Raw genomic sequence first — 17,749 nt, forward strand, 5'->3', positions numbered from 1 at the left:
AAAGAGCTGACCTCATGGCGACCCCTGGTTCTCTGTCCCCCCGCTCCCTGACCCCCGCCGCTCCCGCCCCGGGCAACCGGCACCGACTGCGTGCCGTGGACCGGGACGAGGTGCCCGATCCGGTGCACCTGCTCGATCCGGCGGATCTGCTGCCGCCCGGCGCCACCTGGCTGCCGGCCCCGGCCCACACCCTCCCGGTGCTGCCGGGCCGCCCGCCGATGGTCGGGTATCTGCTGCTCGTCCCCGCGGACCAGCAGCCGCCCTTCCTGCCGGTCGCCGTGCCCGACGAGCCGCCCGCGCCGGCGAACGCGGCCGACGCGGGTGCCGAGCCGCTGATCCGGATCGACGCCGTGCGCCGCACCGCCGAGGTGGCCGGCCGGGCGCTGGACCTCACCTATCTGGAGTTCGAGCTGCTCGCCCATCTCGTGGCCCATCCGCAGCGGGTGCACACCCGGGACCAGCTGGTCACCACGGTGTGGGGCTACGGGCACGTGGGCGACGGCCGGACCGTCGACGTCCATGTCGCCCGGCTGCGCCGCAAGCTGGGCGCCGAGCACCGCAAGTCGATCCAGACCGTGCGGCGGGTCGGCTACAAGTACACACCGCCGGTCGGCCGCTGATCTCTGCCGAGGGCAGAGTCCCGTTCCGTTCTCCGCACCCAGCAGGCAGAGTCGGCCGTATGAGACTTCTGGTGCTGGGTGGTACGGAGTTCGTGGGGCGGGCCGTGGTGGAGGCGGCGCTCGGGCGCGGCTGGGACGTGACGGTCTTCCACCGGGGGCGGCACGAGCCGCCCGCCGGGGTGCGGTCGCTGCACGGCGACCGCACCGCACCCGACGGGCTCGCCGCCCTCGAAGCGGCGCCCGAGGACTCGTGGGACGCCGTGGTCGACACCTGGTCCGCGGCGCCCCGGGCCGTACGGGACGCGGCGCGGCTGCTGCGGGGCCGCGCCGCTCGCTACGCGTATGTGTCGAGCTGCTCGGTGTACGCGTGGGCGCCGCCCGCCGGGTACACGGAGGACGCGCCGCTCGTGGCCGGCGCCGAGGCCGATGCCGGGCAGACCGACTACGCGCGGGACAAGCGGGGCGGCGAGCTGGCCGCCGTCGCCGGGTTCGGTGCGGCGGACGCGCTGCTGGTGCGGTGCGGGCTGATCCTCGGGCCGTACGAGAACATCGGGCGGCTGCCGTGGTGGCTGAACCGGATCGCCCGCGGCGGGCCCGTCCTCGCACCCGGGCCGCGTGAGCTGCCGTTGCAGCTGATCGACGTCCGTGACCTGGCCGCGTGGACGCTGGACGCGGTGGAGCGGGGGCTGGGCGGGCCCTACAACCTGATCTCACCGTCCGGGCACACCACCATGGGCGGACTGCTCGACGCGTGTGTGGCGGCGACCGGCTCGACGGCCGAGCTGCGCTGGACCGACCCGGAGACCGTGCTGGGCGCCGGTATCGAGCCGTGGTCCCAGCTGCCGGTCTGGGTCCCCCCGGGCACCGACCTGCATGACTTCCTGCACGGCGCCGACGTCTCCCACGCACTCGACGCGGGCCTGCACTGCCGCCCCGTCGCGGAGACGGTCGCCGACACCTGGACCTGGCTCCGCTCGATCGGCGGCACCGCCCCCCAGCGCCCCGACCGCCCCCCGGTGGGCCTGGACCCGGAAACGGAGGCGAAGGTACTGGCGGGCGGGTGAGGGGCGGCGCGGCGGGGGCCGGGCGGGCGGCGGGGGCGGCGCGGCGGGGACGGGTGACCGCCGTGGCCGTGCGGCGTCCGAGGGCGGTCGGGTGCCCCTGGGCGCGGCACGCCGGCGTGGCAGGGCGGATGCGGCGGGCGCCGGGCAGGCCTCGGGGCGAGGCTCGGGGGGGGCGGCTTACCGCCGGGGGCGGCACGCGAGCGTGGCCGTGCGGCGTCCGAGGGCGGTCGGGTGCCCCTGGGCGCGGCACGCCGGCGTGGCAGGGCGGATGCGGCGGGTGCCGGGCAGGCCACGGGGCGAGGCCCGGGAGCGGCTTACCGCCGGGGGCGGCGTGATCGTGGCCGCGTGCCCCGCGCCACGAGGGCAGCCGCGTGGCCTGGGCGCGGCAGGGCGGGTCCCGAGCCTGCACGGCAGGGGGCGGCGGCGTGGGTGGGGGGTGTATCTGGTGACACCCCCGGTTCGGTCGTTCGCACCCGTGTCCTGGGGGGTGCGCTCGGCCAGACTGGCGGTATGGATCCGGGCAGAGGGAGCGGGCGCATGTGGGCGGCGAAGGTGCGGGAGGTGGCGACAGCCGGCGGGCGTGGGCTGTTGCTGGCGCTGATCAGTCTGCCGGGGGCGGTGCTGTGCTTTGTGCTGTCGGCGGTGTCCATCGCGTTGATCCCGGTCGGGGTGGGGATCGTGACGACACCGTGGGTGCTGACGGGCGTCCAGGCGTTCGCGAACTGGCGGCGGATGCTCGCGGCGCAGTGGGGCGGGGTGCGCATCCCGGCGAACTACCGCCGGCTGCCGGAGGGGGCGCACCCGTGGGCCCGTACGTTCGGGATGCTCGGTGACCGGGCGACCTGGCGGGATCTGCTGTGGCTGCCGGTCGACATGGTCGCGGGGTTTGTCACGGGACTGCTCGCGGCGATCCTGCTGTTCTATCCGCTGGAGGGCTTCGTGATCGCCCTCGGGCTGTGGCGGGTGCTGCCGGACGGCTTCTGGTACGGGTTCGTGCCGGTCACCGGCCAGCTCTCCGCGCTCGCCGCGGCAGCCCTCGGCGCCGCCCTGCTCGCCGTCTCCTTCACTCTCACCCCGCGCCTGCTGCACCTGCACTTCCTGGTGGCCAGGCTGGTGCTGGCGCCCGGCGCGGGCGAACTGGCCGAGCGGGTACGGGTGCTCACCGAGACCCGGCGCGACGCCGTCGACACGTCCGCCGCCGAACTGCGCCGCATCGAACGCGACCTGCACGACGGGGCACAGGCCCGGCTGGTGGCGATGGGCATGGACCTCGGGACCGTGGAGGCGCTCATCGAGAAGGACCCCGCCCAGGCCAAGGAGCTGCTCGCACAGGCCCGCCGGTCCTCCGCCGACGCCCTGACCGAACTGCGCGACCTGGTACGCGGCATCCACCCGCCGGTACTGGCCGAGCGCGGACTCGGCGACGCGGTACGGGCGCTGGCGCTGCGGCTGCCGGTGGCCACCGAGGTGACCGTGGAGCTGCCGGGCCGCGCGGACGCGCCGGTGGAGTCGGCCGCGTACTTCGCGGTCAGCGAGGTGCTCACCAACGCCGTCAAGCACGCGGAGGCCGACCGGATCTGGGTCGACCTGCACCACACCGACGGCATGCTGCGGGTCTCGGTCACCGACAACGGCCGCGGTGGCGCGGTGATCGGCGCGGGCTCCGGGCTGACCGGGATCGAGCGCCGGCTCGGTACATTCGACGGCGTCCTGGCCGTCGGCTCCCCCGCGGGCGGTCCCACCATGGTGACCATGGAGATTCCGTGCGCGTTGTCCTAGCCGAAGACCTGTTCCTGCTGCGTGACGGACTGGTCCGGCTGTTGCGGGCCCATGACTTCGAGATCGCCGCCGCCGTGGAGACCGGCCCCGAACTGACCCGGGCGCTGGCCGAGCTGGAGCCCGACGTCGCGGTGGTCGACGTACGGCTGCCGCCCACGCACACCGACGAGGGGCTCCAGTGCGCGCTCCAGGCCAGACGGGACCGGCCGGGCCTGCCGGTGCTGGTCCTCTCGCAGCACGTGGAGCAGCTGTACGCGCGTGAGCTGCTCGCCGACGGCACCGGCGGGGTCGGTTATCTGCTGAAGGACCGGGTGTTCGACGCGGAGCAGTTCGTGGACGCCGTACGCCGGGTGGCGGGCGGGGGTACGGCGATGGATCCGCAGGTCATCCAGCAGTTGCTGAGCCGGCGGACGGCGGACGACCAGCCGCTGTCCCGGCTGACGCCGCGCGAGCTGGAGGTGCTGGAGCTGATGGCGCAGGGCCGCTCCAACGCGGCGATCGCGGAACGTCTTGTGGTGACGGAACGGGCCATCGCCAAACACACCTCCAACATCTTCGCCAAACTGGGTCTTGAGGTGTCGGACGACGACAACCGGCGCGTCCTGGCGGTTCTCGCCCATCTCAACCAGGCCCGCTGAATCTCCACGAAATCTCCGGCCGCGCCGAACACTTGCCGTGAGATCACCACAACTGCCGGTACTCGTGCGCAAGTTGAGGCCCATTTGTCCCACGAATCTCTCACCAATTTCTGAGACGGCTGAACACCTCTGAGGCGCCCTGCGTATGAATGGGAGCCGCTTCACTCCTGTCGGGCGCCTCGATGCTGCCCCGCAAGGAAGTCAGAGGAGTTCCATGGGACGCAATACACGAAAGCGCCGTATGCCGCTGGCCACCAAGGCCATAGCCGCATCGGCGGCCCTAGCGCTCGGTGGGGGCGGGCTGATCTGGGCAAACTTCTACGCCTCGGCTCACGAGGAGGACAACGGCTGGGGCAACCAGACGCGGTCGGCGGCGGCTCAGGTCGCCACCATCGACTGCCCCGACGTCGGTCAGGAACTGTCCGACGTGCCGGACCAGGCCCGCGGGGAGGTCGACGGCGAGCTGGCCTCGATGGACCAGCAGATCACCGAGGCGTACCAGCGGCTCGCGACCACGCGTGACGCGCAGGTCCAGGACGCCAACTACGTCCAGAACACGATCCTTCAGCCGCTGAAGGACAACCGGAAGGTGCTGATCGACCGGATCAAGCTGGAGATCAACCGGGCCGGGGGCCAGGCCTCCGACGACCTGGACAACCTCTCCGGCTGCACCGGTACCCCGGTGGAGCAGCCCCAGACCAACGACGGCCAGGGCGGCGACGGCCAGGGCGACGGCGACGGCCAGAACAACGGTGACGGCCAGGGCGACGGCGACAACCAGGGTGACGGCCAGGACAACGGTGACGGTCAGGGCGAGGCCCCGCCGCCGCCGGACAACGGCGGTCAGGGCGGCAACGGCCCGGTCGCGGACGACTTCCAGGACATCACCACCGTCCAGCCGAACGCCCGCAACCTGCCGAACGGTCTCGCGGCCAACGGCGACTCCGGTTCGACGGGCACCTTCACGACGAACTGCGGCACCAACGGCAACGACAACCACAACACGGACAACGTGATCGTGGCGCCCGGTGTCACCAACGGTGCCCACCACCTGCACGACTACGTCGGCAACCAGAACAACGACGCTTTCGCGAGCGACGAGGACCTGGCCAACGCCGACACCAGCTGCCAGAACCAGGGCGACCGGTCGTCGTACTTCTGGCCGGTGCTGCGTCTTCAGGACGGCTCGCAGGACTTCGACCAGAACGACGCCGGCGGTGGTACCGAGGGCAACGTGGGTCAGATCCTGGAGGCCAAGGAGGCGAAGCTGACGTTCGTCGGCAACCGGACGAGCGACGTCGTGGCGATGCCGCGCGCACTGCGCATCATCACCGGTGACGCCAAGGCCTTCGTCAACGGGCTCGCGAACGCCAACACGGCGTGGACCTGCACGGGCTTCGAGGACCGGCAGCTGACGGACAAGTACCCGCTGTGCCCCGAGGGCAGTGACGTGGTGCGGCTGTCCAACTTCCAGAGCTGCTGGGACGGGCAGAACATCGACAGCGCCAACCACCGGACGCACGTGGCGTTCGTGGGAGCCGACGGAGCCTGCGCCAACGGCTTCCAGGCCATCCCGCAGCTCCAGGTCCGACTGGTCTACGAGGTTCCGGCCCCGACCATCGAGAACGGCCAGGTGTCCAATCCGTTCGCGGTGGACTCCTTCCCGGAGCAGCTGCACAAGCCCATCACCGACCACAACGACTTCATCAACTTCTTCTCCAAGAAGACGATGAAGAAGATGGTCAACTGCATCAATGAGGGCAGGCAGTGCCAGTGACGCGGGGCTAGCCGAACAAAGAGGACCGGCGGTGGGAATTCCCACCGCCGGTCTTTTCGGTTCAGTGACCCGAGCCGGTTGTTCAGTGGCCCGAATGGGAGGGGCTGCTGCTGCTCGATCCCTCGTGCGCCGAGTGGTCGGTGCCTTCCTCGATGCTGCCGCCGAGTGTGGTCCGCAGTGTCTGCACGACCTTCGTCTCGCCGACGGCCACCCACTTGCGGCCGACCAGGTAGTGACCGCCGTAGTCCTTGGCGCCGTTGATCCACTCGCGCTGGCCGCGGTCGGTCGCGAAGGTGGCGAGGATGAACTTGGTGTCGCCGTTCTTGCAGATGGCCTGGCGGATCTCGTCGGCGTCGGTCTGGATGTCCGGCTCGCACTTCGCCTCGGCGGCCAGGTGTTCCAGGCTGCCGGTCGCCGTCTGCGGTACGGCGGCCTCCTGGTCGCCGTCGGAGCCGCAGCCCGCGAGTACCAGGACCGCCGCGGCAGCGCCCACGGCGAGCATCGGTCGGGTCAACCTCATCTGTTCCTCCGGTACGGCATGGGCACACACGTGCCGCACTCCGATACGGCTGCCGGGCGCGGACTGCTCAAATTACCGTGCGATCGCCGAATGGTCCGTGCCACAGTGTGCCGATGATCACCGACTGGGAAGATCGCGTGGCCGCCGCCTGGGCGACCCTGGACGACTACGACGAGGCGGGCGCGCCGGAGTTCCGCGCGGTGATCGACGAGCTGGTCGCCGAGTTGCCGGACGGCAGTCCACTGGGCCCGTTCGAGCAGGCCTGCGCCTGGGACTCCACGGGCCACTCGGACCGCGCGGTGCCGCTGTACCGGGAGGCGCTGGCGCGCGGCCTGCACGGCTACAAGGGCCGTCGCGCGAAGATCCAGCTGGCCAGCTCGCTCCGCAACACCGGCCGGCCCGACGAGGGCGTCGCGCTGCTGACACCGGAGCTGAAAGCCCCCTCCGACGAACTCGACGACGCCGTACGAGCATGCCTGGCCCTGTGCCTGTCCAGTCTCGGCCGAGACCGCGAGGCCCTGGCTCTGGTCCTCGGCGCCCTGGCCCCCCACCTCCCCCGCTACCAGCGCTCCATGGCCAACTACGCCCGAGCACTGGTCGATCCGGAGGCCTGACCCCGGCCGAACAGGGGCGTACGGCGGTGACCATCCGTCGGTTCAGTCGTTTTGCTGGGCGTGCAGTCACAGGATGTCGCCTCACGCCCCGTGCCCTCCGGAGCCGACGGGCCCGGCTCTGTCGTCGATGTCGAGCAGGCCGAGGCCGCGCTCGTCGAGCACTATCCACGGCTGGTCCGGCTCGCCTATCTGGTGCTGCCGCCGAGCCTGAGCCGCGGCCGCCGGGTCCTGACCGCACACGCCCTCACCCAGCGCGCCCTGCCGCGCGGCCGGGCCAGCGCACCGGTGATCCCGGCCCAGTCGACGGGTGGCCGCGACGGCGACCCGGGGTACGCGTACGTCCGGCTCCAGGTGCTGCGTACGGCGCTGGAGGCGGGGCTTCCGCTGAAGCGCCGGGCGCTGCCGAAGCGGTCCCAGCTGCCGCCGCTGCTGCCGCAGGTGTGGGGGCTGCGGCTGTTCCCGCGCTCGGGCGGCGCCGACGAACTGGCCCTGGACCAGCGGCTGGCGGCCCTGTCCGCGCCGGCCCGTGCCGGTTACGCGCTGCGCGGTCTGGAGCGGCTCGACGACGACGACGTACGCAAGGTGCTCGCGGACGCGGGTGTCGACGACCCGGGTGCCGCGCTCGCGCAGGCGGACGAGGTGCCCGCGCAGTACGCGCTGCTCGACTCCCCGGAGTTCGACCCCTGTTCGTTGCAGGCCCGGCCCACCGATCTGATGCGGCGGCGCCAGCATCTGAAGGCGGCGCTCGCCGCGACGGCCGCGCTCGCCGTGTGCGGGGCGCTGCTCGGGCTGCCCGGCGACGGCTGGGCCCCGGACGGCGCCGCCGCCCCGGCGTACGCGCAGAACCCGTCCGCGAAGGCCGCCCTCGACCCGGCCCGGCTGGTGAAGATCTCCCCGGCCGCCTGGCGCTCCTCCGTACGCACCGACTTCTCCGTGTGGCCCGCGCGCGGCGAACTGACCGGCGACAGCGACCTGTTGCGCCGCGCGCTCGCCGTCTGGGCCCGCCCCGGCGAGACCGTCAAGGTCTCGGCGACCCCGGGCACCCCGTCCGGCGGCCCGGCGGGCCCGCCCCAGCTGCTCTACGCGGGCGAGATCGACAACGCGCGCGTGGTGATCCTCTACGACGGTCTGCGCATCGCCCGCTACGCCGAGCCGAAGGACGGCACGGCGGGCGCGGCGCTGGACTTCGCGCGGATGGACGGCGCCACGGACGCCGAGGCGAACGCGGTCCTCCTGCACCGCGTCGACGGCAACGTCCGCTATCTGACGGCCCCCTGGGTGACGAAGGCCGCCGAGCGGGACCTCATGAAGCCCGGTTCCGGCGCGATGGACCTGACCGTGACGGCCGGGGTCACCTCGCCGATGGCGAGCCCCGCGACCCGGACCGGCACCTGCACGTCCTGGAACGTGCTCCAGCTGACCACCCCCACCGGCACCCGCCTCACCTCCGACCTGGGCGAACTGGTCCCGGCCCGGCTCACCACCGGCCGCCCCGGCTCGACGCACGACGCGTCCGGCGCGGAGGCGCTGCGCACCTGGTCGCCGTTCGCCTGCTCGCTGGGCGCGGTGCGCGGACAGGGTGTGCGGACGGTGAACGCGTGGAGCTACGCGTCGCAGGAGCTGCCCGAGTCCGGCGGCACGGCGACCTGGGTGTGCACCAGGGCGGAGACCTGGCGGGGCGGCGGCGAGCGGGTGCTCGCCCAGTTCCACACGCCGGGCGGGACGTACGGGGCGGTCGCCGCGAAGGGCGAGAGCGTGCCCGCGTGCGGGCCGCGTGATCCGCAGGTGCTGGCCGGGGTGCTGTGGAAGTCGGAGGCGGGGTCCTGGTATCTGCTCGCCGCGGGCGGCCGGGGCACGGCGTCGATCGAGACGACCGGTGGTGTCGAGGCGTCCGCGCAGGGAAGTCTGCTGGCCGTCCGCACCGAGCAGGGCGCGAAGGCCGAGCTGACGGGCACGCTGGAGGACGGGCGGTCCGTGGACGCGCTCAGGTAGCGCCGGGGGTACGCGCCGAGGTAAGTGCTGCACAGGGGTTCACCCCGGCGCTACCCATCAGTACATTGACATCATGTCTAACAAGCAGGCGCGGGCGCCCCGGCCCGTGGCGGGCGAGCAGGTGCCGCTCACACCCCGCAAGGTGTCCTTCTCCTGGGAGGCCACACCGCTGCACTGGGTGCCGGGGGATCCGCTCACCACGCACACCATCAACGTGCTGCATCTGCTGCTGCCGGCCGGCGAGCGCTGGTTCGTGCACGTCTACAAGCAGGTGCTGCCGTACATCCGTGACGACCGGCTCCGCGAGGATGTCATCGGGTTCATCGGCCAGGAGGCCATGCACTCGCAGGCGCACGACGAGGTCCTCCCGCATCTGAGGGAGCAGGGTCTCGACCCGACGCCGTACACCGCGCAGATCGACTGGTTCTTCGAGAAGCTGCTCGGCGACCGCACCCTGCCGCCGGGCCGGTCGCGGCGCTGGTGGCTGATGGAGCGGGTGGCGCTCATCGCGGCGATCGAGCACTACACGGCGTTCCTCGGCGACTGGGTGCTCAACGCCGACGAGCTGGACCGGCGGGGCGCCGATCCGACGATGCTGGATCTGCTGCGCTGGCACGGCGCCGAGGAGGTCGAGCACCGGTCGGTGGCGTTCGATCTGTTCATGCACGTCGACGGGGGCTACCGGCGCCGGGTGCGCACCTGGGCGCTGGCGTTCTCGGCGCTGCTGTTCCTGTGGCAGCGCGGGGCGCGGTTCTTTATGGAGAACGATCCGACGCTGCTGGACGGCAAGGCCTCGTTCCGGGGCTTCTACCTACGCGGCAAGCGCGGCGTGCTGCCGTCGACGGGCGCGCTGGTCCGGTCGATCCCGCGCTATCTGAGCCACGAATACCATCCGTCGCAGGAAGCCTCCACCGAACAGGCGGTGGCGTATCTGGCCTCCTCCCCCGCCGCCGTGGCCGCGGAGAAGGCGACCGAGCAGGCGGCACGGAAGGCGGGCGCCTGATGCCCAGACTGCGTACGCTCGCCGTCGTTGCGGCCGCCGCGGTGCTCGCCCGGCGGGCCATGCGGAGCCGGATCCAGGACTCGCCGCTGTGGCCGATGCCCGCGCTGGACGAGCCGATCTCCGGCCGCCCCCGCTCGCGTGCGCTGCGGCTGCTGCTCACCGCGCACGAGACGATCGCCGACGGCGTAGTCCAACTGCGCCTGGAAGGCCGGGACTTGCCGCGCTGGGAGCCGGGCGCGCATCTGGACCTCGTGCTGCCGTCCGGGCTGGTGCGGCAGTACTCGCTGTGCGGCGATCCGGAGGACACCTCGTCGTACACGGTCGCGACCCGGCTGGTGGCGGACGGGCGGGGCGGGTCGCGGGAGGTGCACGAGGAGCTGCGGGCCGGTGTGGAGCTGGAGGTGCGCGGGCCGCGCAACCGTTTCCCGCTGACAGCGGCACCGTCGTACGTCTTCGTGGCCGGCGGGATCGGGATCACGCCGGTGATGTCGATGCTGCGGGCGCTGCCGGAGGGCACCGACTGGCGGCTGCTGTACTGTGGGCGGTCGCGCGCGACGATGCCGTTCCTTGAGGAGGTCGCGAAGCTCGGCGGGGCCCGGGTGCGGGTGGTCGCCGAGGACGAGTCCGGACTGCCCGACCTCGACCGGGAGTTGGCGGGGCTGCCAGAGGGCGCGGCCGTGTACTGCTGCGGGCCCGAGGGGCTGATGGCGGCGGTCGCCGAGCGGGTGCCGGAGGTGCGCCTGGAGCGGTTCTCGCCGCGTGCGTCCACGGGTGAGGGCGGCGCCTTCGAGATCGAACTGCGGCGCAGCGGGCGGACGTTGACGGTCCCGGCGGGCACGTCGGCGCTGGCGGCGATCCGCGGGGAGCTGCCGGACACGCTGTACTCGTGCGAGCAGGGGTTCTGCGGGACCTGCCAACAGCGGGTACTGGAGGGCGAGGTGGACCACCGGGACGAGTTGCTGACCGACGGGGAGCGGGCCGACTCGATGCTGATCTGTGTGTCGCGGGCACGCGGAGAGCGACTGGTGCTGGACATGTGACCCGGCTGTACGGATCCTGGACGAACACCCGTGGTCGGCCCTGGCCGTTCGCGGCCGGATCTGATCGGTAAGGTGTTCGTATGTCTTCCGGGGTTCGCCGCAGAATGGGTGTCGACGAGCGGCGGCAGCAGTTGATCGGCGTCGCCCTCGAACTGTTCAGCCGACGCTCGCCCGACGAGGTCTCCATCGACGAGATAGCGGCGGCCGCGGGCATCTCGCGCCCGCTGGTCTACCACTACTTTCCCGGCAAACTCAGCCTGTACGAGGCCGCGTTGAAGCGGGCGTCGGACGATCTCGCGGGCCGGTTCGTCGAGGCTCCCGAGGGTCCGCTGGGTGCGCGGCTGCTGCGGGTGATGCGCCGCTACTTCGATTTCGTGGACGACCACGGGCCCGGTTTCTCGGCGCTGATGCGCGGCGGCCCGGCGGTCGGCTCGTCCACGACGAACGCGCTCATCGACTCCGTACGGCAGGCCGCGTACGAGCAGATCCTGTCGCATCTCGGGGTCACCGAGCCGCCGGCGCGGCTCGAACTGGTCGTCCGCTCGTGGATCTCGCTCGCCGAGTCCACCGCGCTGATCTGGCTGGACGGCCGGCGTATTCCGCGCGGCGAGCTGGAGGTCCAGCTCGTCCACGACTTCGCCGCGCTGGCCGCGATCAGTGCGGCCCATGACGAGGAGATGTCCGCGCTGCTGCGGCGGTGTCTGAAGGACGAGCCGGCGGAGGGGCCGTTCACCGACCTCGTGACACGGCTGATCGCGCTCGCGTCCTGATCCTCGTCCTAGCCCTCGCCCTCGTACTTGCGGTACGAGGGGTCGAGGTCGCGGACCTCCGCCGAGACGTGCAGGACGCGTCCGCCGGCCGGCTTCACGTGCTCACGGAGTAGTTCCACCGTGGTCTCGGTGAGGCGGGCCTTGGTCTCGTCCGTGCGGCCGGCGAGCAGGCCGATGGTGACGTGGACGAGGGCGTGGCCCTCGGTGTCGTCTCCGACGGTGCTGTCCTCTGTGGGGCGGAAGTGGGATTTGCAGGCCTGCGGTTTCGCGGTGGCGATGGCTACCACCGCGGTGTGCAGGGCCCTCGCGAACGCGGGGCGGTTGAAGTCGTTCGCGAGGGTTGTGGAGTAGTCCACGGTGATCTGGGGCATGGGCGCATTCTAATTGTCTGCGGGTGCGTTGTGGCTGGTCGCGCCCACGCGGCGGAGCCGCATATCGATACAGCCCCGCGCCCCTGGGTGGGTTCAGTGGGGCTGCGTGAAGATGGCTACCGTGCGCGCCGGCACCGTGAACCTGCCGTTGCCCGGCTCGTGCGAGGCGGCCTTGACCACCTCGTCGTCGCCGCGCGCCTGTACCGGATGGAGCCGGTAGCCGCTATTCGCGAGGGTGGAGATCGTCTGGTCCTGGCTGTCCGGGGTTGCGTTGAAGATGATCAGCAGGTTGTCCAGGTGCATGGTGATCACGCCCGGGGTCTCGTCCCTTCCTGACAGGGGGAAGGTGAGGTGGGACTGAACCTCCTCCACTGTGGCGAGGGAGAAGGCCGGTTCCGTCGTGCGGATGCGGAGTAGGTCCTGGTAGGCCGCCGAGGCGCCCTCGATCTGCTCGCAGCCGACTCGGACCGTGCCCAACAGGGGCTTCGCGTACGGCCACTTGGGCTCGTTGTCGGTGGCCATCGGGAGGCCGCGGGCGAAGCCGTTGCCGTCGGCGCAGTTCCAGTGGATGGCGTTGAACCAGTCGCCGCTGTCGTAGGAGTTGCGGTCCAGGGACTTGGAGCGGAGCAGGTCGGTGCCGGCCTGGGAGAGCGCCGGGCCCTGCGAGAGCGTGGCCGTGGCCATGGCGAGGACCTGCATACGCGCCCGGTCGGCGGCGCTCGCCGTGGCGGGAAGCTTGAACGCCAGGGCGTCGAAGAGGGTCTCGTTGTCGTGGGCGTCGGCGTACGCGAGGGCGTCACCGGGGGCCGCCGCGTATCCGGCGGGTGAGCCGTTGTAGTCGACGTCGGAGCCCCTGACCTCCGTACCGCTGGTGTCGGTGAAGCGGTAGTCGGCGAGGTTGCCGGAGAGGCCGACCTTGATGAGGTCCTGGTAGTGCAGGAGGCGGGCCTTCTGTTCGGCCGGAGTGCCGTTGGCGGGCGAGGAGTTGGGCTCGGTGTAGAGGCCGGACGCGAAGCCCTGGACGCCGGGGTCCTCGTCGAAGGGGCCGCCGCCGCGGACGGCGTCACGGGCCCGGTCGGAGAAGGTGGCGATGCCGGTGCCGGCCATGTTCGCCTGGGTGGCCTGCTCGAAGCGGGCGTCGTCGGCGATCTCGCCGAAGTTCCAGCCCTCGCCGTACAGGATGATCTTCTTGCCGTCGACGCCGTCCTTTTCGAGGGTGAGTGCGTCGAGGGCCTTTCGGACGGCGAGGATGTTGGCCTTGGGGTGGTGGCCCATGAGGTCGAAGCGGAAGCCGTCGACCTTGTACTCCCTGGCCCAGGTGACGACCGAGTCGACGACGAGCTTGCCCATCATGGCGTTCTCGGTGGCGGTGTTGGCGCAGCAGGTGCTGTTGGCGACGCTGCCGTCCGCGAGGAGCCGCTGGTAGTAGCCGGGGACGATCCGGTCGAGTACCGAGGTGTCCGCCTGGCCGGCGGCCGCGGTGTGGTTGTAGACGACGTCCATGACGACCCTGAGACCGTCGTTGTTGAGTGCCTTGACCATCTCGCGGAACTCGACCGTGCGGGCCGTGCCGTCCGGGTCGGTGGCGTAGGAGCCCTCGGGGACCGTGTAGTGGTACGGGTCGTAGCCCCAGTTGTAGGCGTCCTTCGCGGCGACCTCGGCCACGCACTCCTGCTGGCGCTCCGAGTCGGCGGGCAGCGACGCGAGATCGCAGTCCACGGTCGCCTGGTCCTCGCGGCGTTCGGGGATGGTGGCGATGTCGAAGACGGGGAGCAGATGGACGTATGAGGTGCCCGCCTGTGCCAGCTTCCTCAAGTGCCGGGTGCCGTCGCTCTGTTGGTCGGTGAAGGCGAGGTAGGTGCCGGGGTGGGCGGCGGTCGGGTCGGCCACGGAGAAGTCGCGGACGTGCAGTTCCTGGATCCGGGCGTCCCTGAGCGGTACGGCCTTCGGCTTCCTCAGGGTCGTCCAGCCGCTCGGCTTCAGTGACCTGTCGGCGAGGTCGACGACGAGGCTGCGCCCGGAGTCGGCGGTGAGGGCGACGGAATACGGGTCGGTGACCTTGTTGGTGACGACCTCGCGGACGCTGGGCGCCCAGACCTTCACGACGTACCGGTACGGCTTGTTCTTCCAGGACCGCGGGCCGGTGACGGACCAGACGCCGGTGGTGTCGTCGCGGCGCATGTGCTTCAGGGAGCCGTCGAGTTCGAGGGAGACGGACCGGGCGGTCGGTGCCCAGACGGAGAGGGTGGGGCGGCCCTGGTGGAAGGTGGGGCCGAGGTCCGCCTTGGTCGCGTTGTACAGATCGTCCAGTACGCCGGCGATCTGGACGCCGGTCGCGGCGAGGACGGCCCCGTTCGCGGCCCGCTGGGCGGCGACGACCTGGCCGCGCAGGGCCTCGCGGACCCGGCTGCGGTCACGGGGGTCGACGGACCAGGCGGTGTTGTCCTCAAGGTGCGGGAACTTCGTCTTCTGGGTGTCGGTCAGAGTGGTCTTCGTGAGGCGGAGCCAGCGGGTGTCGGCGCCGGTGAGGGTGCCGTTCTCGGCCTTGATCGAGCCGGTTCGGGAGGTCAGGAGCTGGGTGGAGGCGGCGTTGTCGGACGCGTTCCAGGCGACCGTGTTCCGGTCGAGCCAGACCGCCTTGGACGTGCTCAGGTCGAGCGCGGCGGCGGAGCCGGCCGGCTGCGGCAGCAGGTACTTCTCCTGGCCGTTCAGGAGCCACACCTCGTGGCCGTTCGCCCTGAGGTCGAGCGACTGGTCGGTGGGCAGGTCCTTCTCGTCGCCCTTGTGGAGGATGTAGCTGAGGCTGGTGGCACCCTCGGTGAGGGGTACCTCGTAGACCGCGCCATAGGAGTCAGTCTCCACCGGCATCAGCGGCTTCGACCAGTCGGTGGGCTCGGCGGCGCCGGTCCAGACGTGCAGGCCCCAGCCGTCGTAGGAGCCGTCGGCGCGGTGGTAGTGCAGGACGGCCTTGGACTTGTCCTGGTCCGGGTACTCGGGGCGTTCGGTGCGGATCTGTTCCTTGCCCTGCTCGATCCAGATCTCGCCGGTCCGCGTCACGTCGATCGTGCGGTCGGCGGCGACGTCCTTGTTGCCGTCCTTGTCGATGACGAGGAAGCCGACACTGGACGCCCCGGGCCTGAGCTTGACGTAGGCGAAGGCGCCGTAGGCGTCCCGGCCGGTGAAGGGGTGGCTCTCGGGCCACGGGGTGGACTCGCCGTCGGCGAGGTCGCCCCAGGCGTACAGGCCCCAGTCGGCGTAGTTACCGTCCTCGCGCTTGTAGTGGACGATCGCGTACTCGCGGGAGGACGCGCTCGGCGGTTCCACCACGGGCGGGGTGCCGGTGACGGAGGCGGCGGTGGCGCTCGCGGTGCGGCCGGAGGCGTCGACGACGACGGCCTTGTAGCGCAGGGCGGTGCCGGGCGGTACGTCCTTGGCGATGGTGTCGGTGACCTTGTACGGGGCGTGGTCGGCGGAGCCGAGGGTGCGCCACTTGCCGGTGCCGGTCTGGGCGGCGAAGACGACCCGGTTGCGGGCGCCGCCCTCGACGTCGGCGGTCAGTTCGACGGTGCCGGTGGCGCCGGCGGCGGGGGCCTTCAGGGTGACGGCGGGCCTGGTGGCGGGGGCGGCGGGTCTGCCGGTCGCCTTGAGGACGATCGCCGCGCCGGGCGGGACGGTGACGGTGAGCCGGCGGTCCGTGTCGGACTTCGCGGTGGCGTCGGTGCCGTAGAGACCGCGGAACGTCTGGTGCGCGGAGCCGGTCGGGAAGGTCGCCGTCCTCGCCCGCTCGGCGTTGTTGAACGCGACGACGTACTCGGTGCCGGTCTTCGCGTCGGTGCGGGAGACGGCGTAGACGCCGGGTCCGTCGGCGGCGAAGCGCTCGGTCTGGATGCCGTCGGCGAGGGCGGGGTGGGCCTTGCGGAGCCCCGCGAGCTCGCTGATCTGCCGGTAGAGCGGCGCCTGTGTGCGGTACGCGTCCTGGGCGTGGGTGTGGTCGGTGCCGAGGATGTCGTCGTCGAGGTAGTCCGGGACCTGGGAGCCGAACATGGTCTGCCGGGCGTCCTTGTCGCCGCCCGCGCCGGTGAAGCCCTGTTCGTCGCCGTAGTAGATCACCGGGTTGCCGCGGTTGAGGAACATCAGCTCGTTGGCGAGCCGTGCCTTCTTCAGCAGCTCGGCGTCGGTGGCGTCGGGGTCGTCCTGCTTGAGGAAGGTGCCGATGCGGCCCATGTCGTGGTTGCCGAGGAAGGTGACCTGCTCGTACGCGTTGGCCTTGTCGGTCGTGTACTTGTAGTCGTCGCCGAAGACTCCGGCCAGCTTCGCGGCGCTGCCGCCCTGGGAGGCGTAGGCGCGGGCCGCGTCCTGGAAGGGGAAGTCGAGGGTGGAGTCGAGCCGGCCCTCGGTGACGTACGGGGAGGTGACCGCGGTGTCGGCCGAGTACACCTCGCCGAACATAAAGAAGTCGTCGCGGCCCTGGCGGGCGGCGTAGGAGTCGAGGGCGGTGGCCCACTGGGTCCAGAACTCCATGTTGACGTGCTTCACGGTGTCGATCCGGAAGCCGTCGATGCCGAAGTCCCGCACCCACCGCTGGTAGATCCTCTCCATGCCCTCGACGACCTCGGGACGCTCGGTCCACAGGTCGTCGAGCCCGGAGAAGTCGCCGTACGTGGTCGACTCGCCGGCCCAGGTGGAGTCACCGCGGTTGTGGTACATCGTCGGGTCGTTGAGCCAGGACGGGACCTTGACGTCCTGCTTGGCGTCGGGGACGACCGGCGTACGCGGGAAGGAGTCCTCGTCGACGGCGGGGAAGTCCCGCTTCCCGTCGGCGTATTCGGCGTCGTCGAAGGGTTCGCCGGTCTCCGTCAGGTAGGGGAAGGCGCCCTTGGAGAGGTAGTCGTAGGACTTCTCCTCGTAGTCGACGACGTCGGCGGTGTGGTTGGTGATGACGTCGAAGAAGACCTTCATGCCCTTGTCGTGGGCCTTGTCGATCAGGGTCTCCAGGTCGGCGTTGGTGCCGAAGTGCGGGTCGACCTGGGTGAAGTCGGTGATCCAGTAACCGTGGTAGCCGGCCGAGGCGTCGCTTCCCGTCCCCTGGACCGGCTGGTTCCTGAAGATGGGCGCCATCCAGATGGCGGTGGTGCCGAGGCCCTTGATGTAGTCCAGCTTGCGGGTCAGGCCCTTGAGGTCGCCGCCCTGGTAGAAGCCCTTGTCGGTGGGGTCGTACCCGGTGGCGAGGCGTGAACCGGTGAGGCCGCCGCGGTCGTTGGCGCGGTCGCCGTTGGCGAAGCGGTCGGGCAGCACGAAGTAGAACTGCTCGCGGGTGAGTTCGTGGCGGGCGGGTTCGGCGGCGAGCCGTGCGTCCGAGGGCGGCGGGGGCGGGCTGTCGGCCCGTGCGGCGAGGGGCTGGACAAGGCCGGCGGTGAGCGCGGTGGCGGCGAGGGCCGCGATCCGTCCGGTAAGAGCGATACGGCGTCCACGGTCCGCCGGCCATCTCGGTATCACGGGCGAGCACTCCTTGCGCTGAGACGTCGCGAGACCGTATCGCCGCGCAACGCCTTGCAGCAAGA

At 71.4% G+C, this 17,749-nt stretch carries 13 protein-coding genes; 10 read left to right on the forward strand and 3 right to left on the reverse strand.

What is annotated here, in order from left to right:
- Window positions 1–14 precede the first annotated feature (14 nt).
- From ACIQAC_RS02375 to ACIQAC_RS02395, 5 genes are all read left to right on the forward strand, one after another.
- Entirely contained in the window at window positions 15–620 is a 606-nt protein-coding gene (locus ACIQAC_RS02375; protein WP_402186203.1) for a winged helix-turn-helix domain-containing protein, read from the forward strand.
- Between the two features lie 59 nt (window positions 621–679).
- On the forward strand, window positions 680–1,684 hold the full coding sequence (locus tag ACIQAC_RS02380; RefSeq protein WP_402186205.1) for an SDR family oxidoreductase: 1,005 nt from the start codon (window positions 680–682) through the stop codon (window positions 1,682–1,684).
- Window positions 1,685–2,221: 537 nt separating this feature from the next.
- Window positions 2,222–3,463, forward strand: coding sequence for a sensor histidine kinase (locus ACIQAC_RS02385; RefSeq protein ID WP_402186207.1), 1,242 nt, complete (start codon window positions 2,222–2,224; stop codon window positions 3,461–3,463).
- Window positions 3,448–4,101 carry a LuxR C-terminal-related transcriptional regulator gene (locus ACIQAC_RS02390; RefSeq protein ID WP_402186209.1) on the forward strand — a complete coding sequence of 218 codons (654 nt, stop codon included), beginning with the start codon at window positions 3,448–3,450 and terminating at the stop codon, window positions 4,099–4,101. Before ACIQAC_RS02385 ends, ACIQAC_RS02390 begins: the two co-directional genes overlap by 16 nt.
- Before the next feature lie 214 nt (window positions 4,102–4,315).
- Window positions 4,316–5,878 (forward strand): DUF1996 domain-containing protein, encoded by a 1,563-nt coding sequence (locus ACIQAC_RS02395; RefSeq protein WP_402186210.1) that lies wholly within the window; start codon window positions 4,316–4,318, stop codon window positions 5,876–5,878.
- 82 nt (window positions 5,879–5,960) lie between these two features.
- On the opposite strand, the gene ACIQAC_RS02400 is transcribed toward ACIQAC_RS02395, so the two are convergent.
- Window positions 5,961–6,398 carry a hypothetical protein gene (locus ACIQAC_RS02400; RefSeq protein WP_402186212.1) on the reverse strand — a complete coding sequence of 146 codons (438 nt, stop codon included), beginning with the start codon at window positions 6,396–6,398 and terminating at the stop codon, window positions 5,961–5,963.
- Window positions 6,399–6,511: 113 nt separating this feature from the next.
- Between ACIQAC_RS02400 and ACIQAC_RS02405 the strand changes: the two genes are divergently transcribed.
- From ACIQAC_RS02405 to ACIQAC_RS02425, 5 genes are all read left to right on the forward strand, one after another.
- A complete protein-coding gene (locus tag ACIQAC_RS02405; RefSeq protein WP_402186213.1) occupies window positions 6,512–7,012 on the forward strand; it encodes a tetratricopeptide repeat protein in 501 nt (166 codons plus the stop codon).
- 60 nt (window positions 7,013–7,072) lie between these two features.
- Window positions 7,073–9,004 (forward strand): hypothetical protein, encoded by a 1,932-nt coding sequence (locus ACIQAC_RS02410; protein WP_402186215.1) that lies wholly within the window; start codon window positions 7,073–7,075, stop codon window positions 9,002–9,004.
- 73 nt (window positions 9,005–9,077) lie between these two features.
- Window positions 9,078–10,007 carry a metal-dependent hydrolase gene (locus ACIQAC_RS02415; protein WP_402186217.1) on the forward strand — a complete coding sequence of 310 codons (930 nt, stop codon included), beginning with the start codon at window positions 9,078–9,080 and terminating at the stop codon, window positions 10,005–10,007.
- Window positions 10,007–11,047 (forward strand): PDR/VanB family oxidoreductase, encoded by a 1,041-nt coding sequence (locus tag ACIQAC_RS02420; protein WP_402186219.1) that lies wholly within the window; start codon window positions 10,007–10,009, stop codon window positions 11,045–11,047. The genes ACIQAC_RS02415 and ACIQAC_RS02420 overlap by 1 nt, the downstream gene beginning before the upstream one ends.
- An 80-nt stretch (window positions 11,048–11,127) precedes the next feature.
- Window positions 11,128–11,817: a TetR/AcrR family transcriptional regulator gene (locus ACIQAC_RS02425; RefSeq protein ID WP_402186221.1), complete on the forward strand. Its 690-nt coding sequence runs from the start codon at window positions 11,128–11,130 to the stop codon at window positions 11,815–11,817.
- 8 nt (window positions 11,818–11,825) lie between these two features.
- On the opposite strand, the gene ACIQAC_RS02430 is transcribed toward ACIQAC_RS02425, so the two are convergent.
- Window positions 11,826–12,188: a 5-carboxymethyl-2-hydroxymuconate Delta-isomerase gene (locus ACIQAC_RS02430; RefSeq protein ID WP_402186222.1), complete on the reverse strand. Its 363-nt coding sequence runs from the start codon at window positions 12,186–12,188 to the stop codon at window positions 11,826–11,828.
- Window positions 12,189–12,281: 93 nt separating this feature from the next.
- Window positions 12,282–17,684 carry a pullulanase-type alpha-1,6-glucosidase gene (pulA, locus tag ACIQAC_RS02435; protein WP_402186223.1) on the reverse strand — a complete coding sequence of 1,801 codons (5,403 nt, stop codon included), beginning with the start codon at window positions 17,682–17,684 and terminating at the stop codon, window positions 12,282–12,284.
- Between the last annotated feature and the right edge of the window lie 65 nt (window positions 17,685–17,749).

Origin of the sequence: Streptomyces sp. NPDC088387 (genome assembly GCF_044753385.1) — a bacterium.
Lineage (GTDB): Bacteria > Actinomycetota > Actinomycetes > Streptomycetales > Streptomycetaceae > Streptomyces.

Excerpts from the sequence above, each read along its gene's own strand:
- ACIQAC_RS02375 (WP_402186203.1), top strand. The coding sequence starts at position 15 with ATGGCGACCCCTGGTTCTCTGTCCCCCCGCTCCCTGACCCCCGCCGCT.
- ACIQAC_RS02380 (WP_402186205.1), top strand. The coding sequence starts at position 680 with ATGAGACTTCTGGTGCTGGGTGGTACGGAGTTCGTGGGGCGGGCCGTG.
- ACIQAC_RS02385 (WP_402186207.1), top strand. The coding sequence starts at position 2,222 with ATGTGGGCGGCGAAGGTGCGGGAGGTGGCGACAGCCGGCGGGCGTGGG.
- ACIQAC_RS02395 (WP_402186210.1), top strand. The coding sequence starts at position 4,316 with ATGGGACGCAATACACGAAAGCGCCGTATGCCGCTGGCCACCAAGGCC.
- ACIQAC_RS02400 (WP_402186212.1), bottom strand. The coding sequence starts at position 6,398 with ATGAGGTTGACCCGACCGATGCTCGCCGTGGGCGCTGCCGCGGCGGTC.
- ACIQAC_RS02405 (WP_402186213.1), top strand. The coding sequence starts at position 6,512 with ATGATCACCGACTGGGAAGATCGCGTGGCCGCCGCCTGGGCGACCCTG.
- ACIQAC_RS02415 (WP_402186217.1), top strand. The coding sequence starts at position 9,078 with ATGTCTAACAAGCAGGCGCGGGCGCCCCGGCCCGTGGCGGGCGAGCAG.
- ACIQAC_RS02420 (WP_402186219.1), top strand. The coding sequence starts at position 10,007 with ATGCCCAGACTGCGTACGCTCGCCGTCGTTGCGGCCGCCGCGGTGCTC.
- ACIQAC_RS02425 (WP_402186221.1), top strand. The coding sequence starts at position 11,128 with ATGTCTTCCGGGGTTCGCCGCAGAATGGGTGTCGACGAGCGGCGGCAG.
- ACIQAC_RS02430 (WP_402186222.1), bottom strand. The coding sequence starts at position 12,188 with ATGCCCCAGATCACCGTGGACTACTCCACAACCCTCGCGAACGACTTC.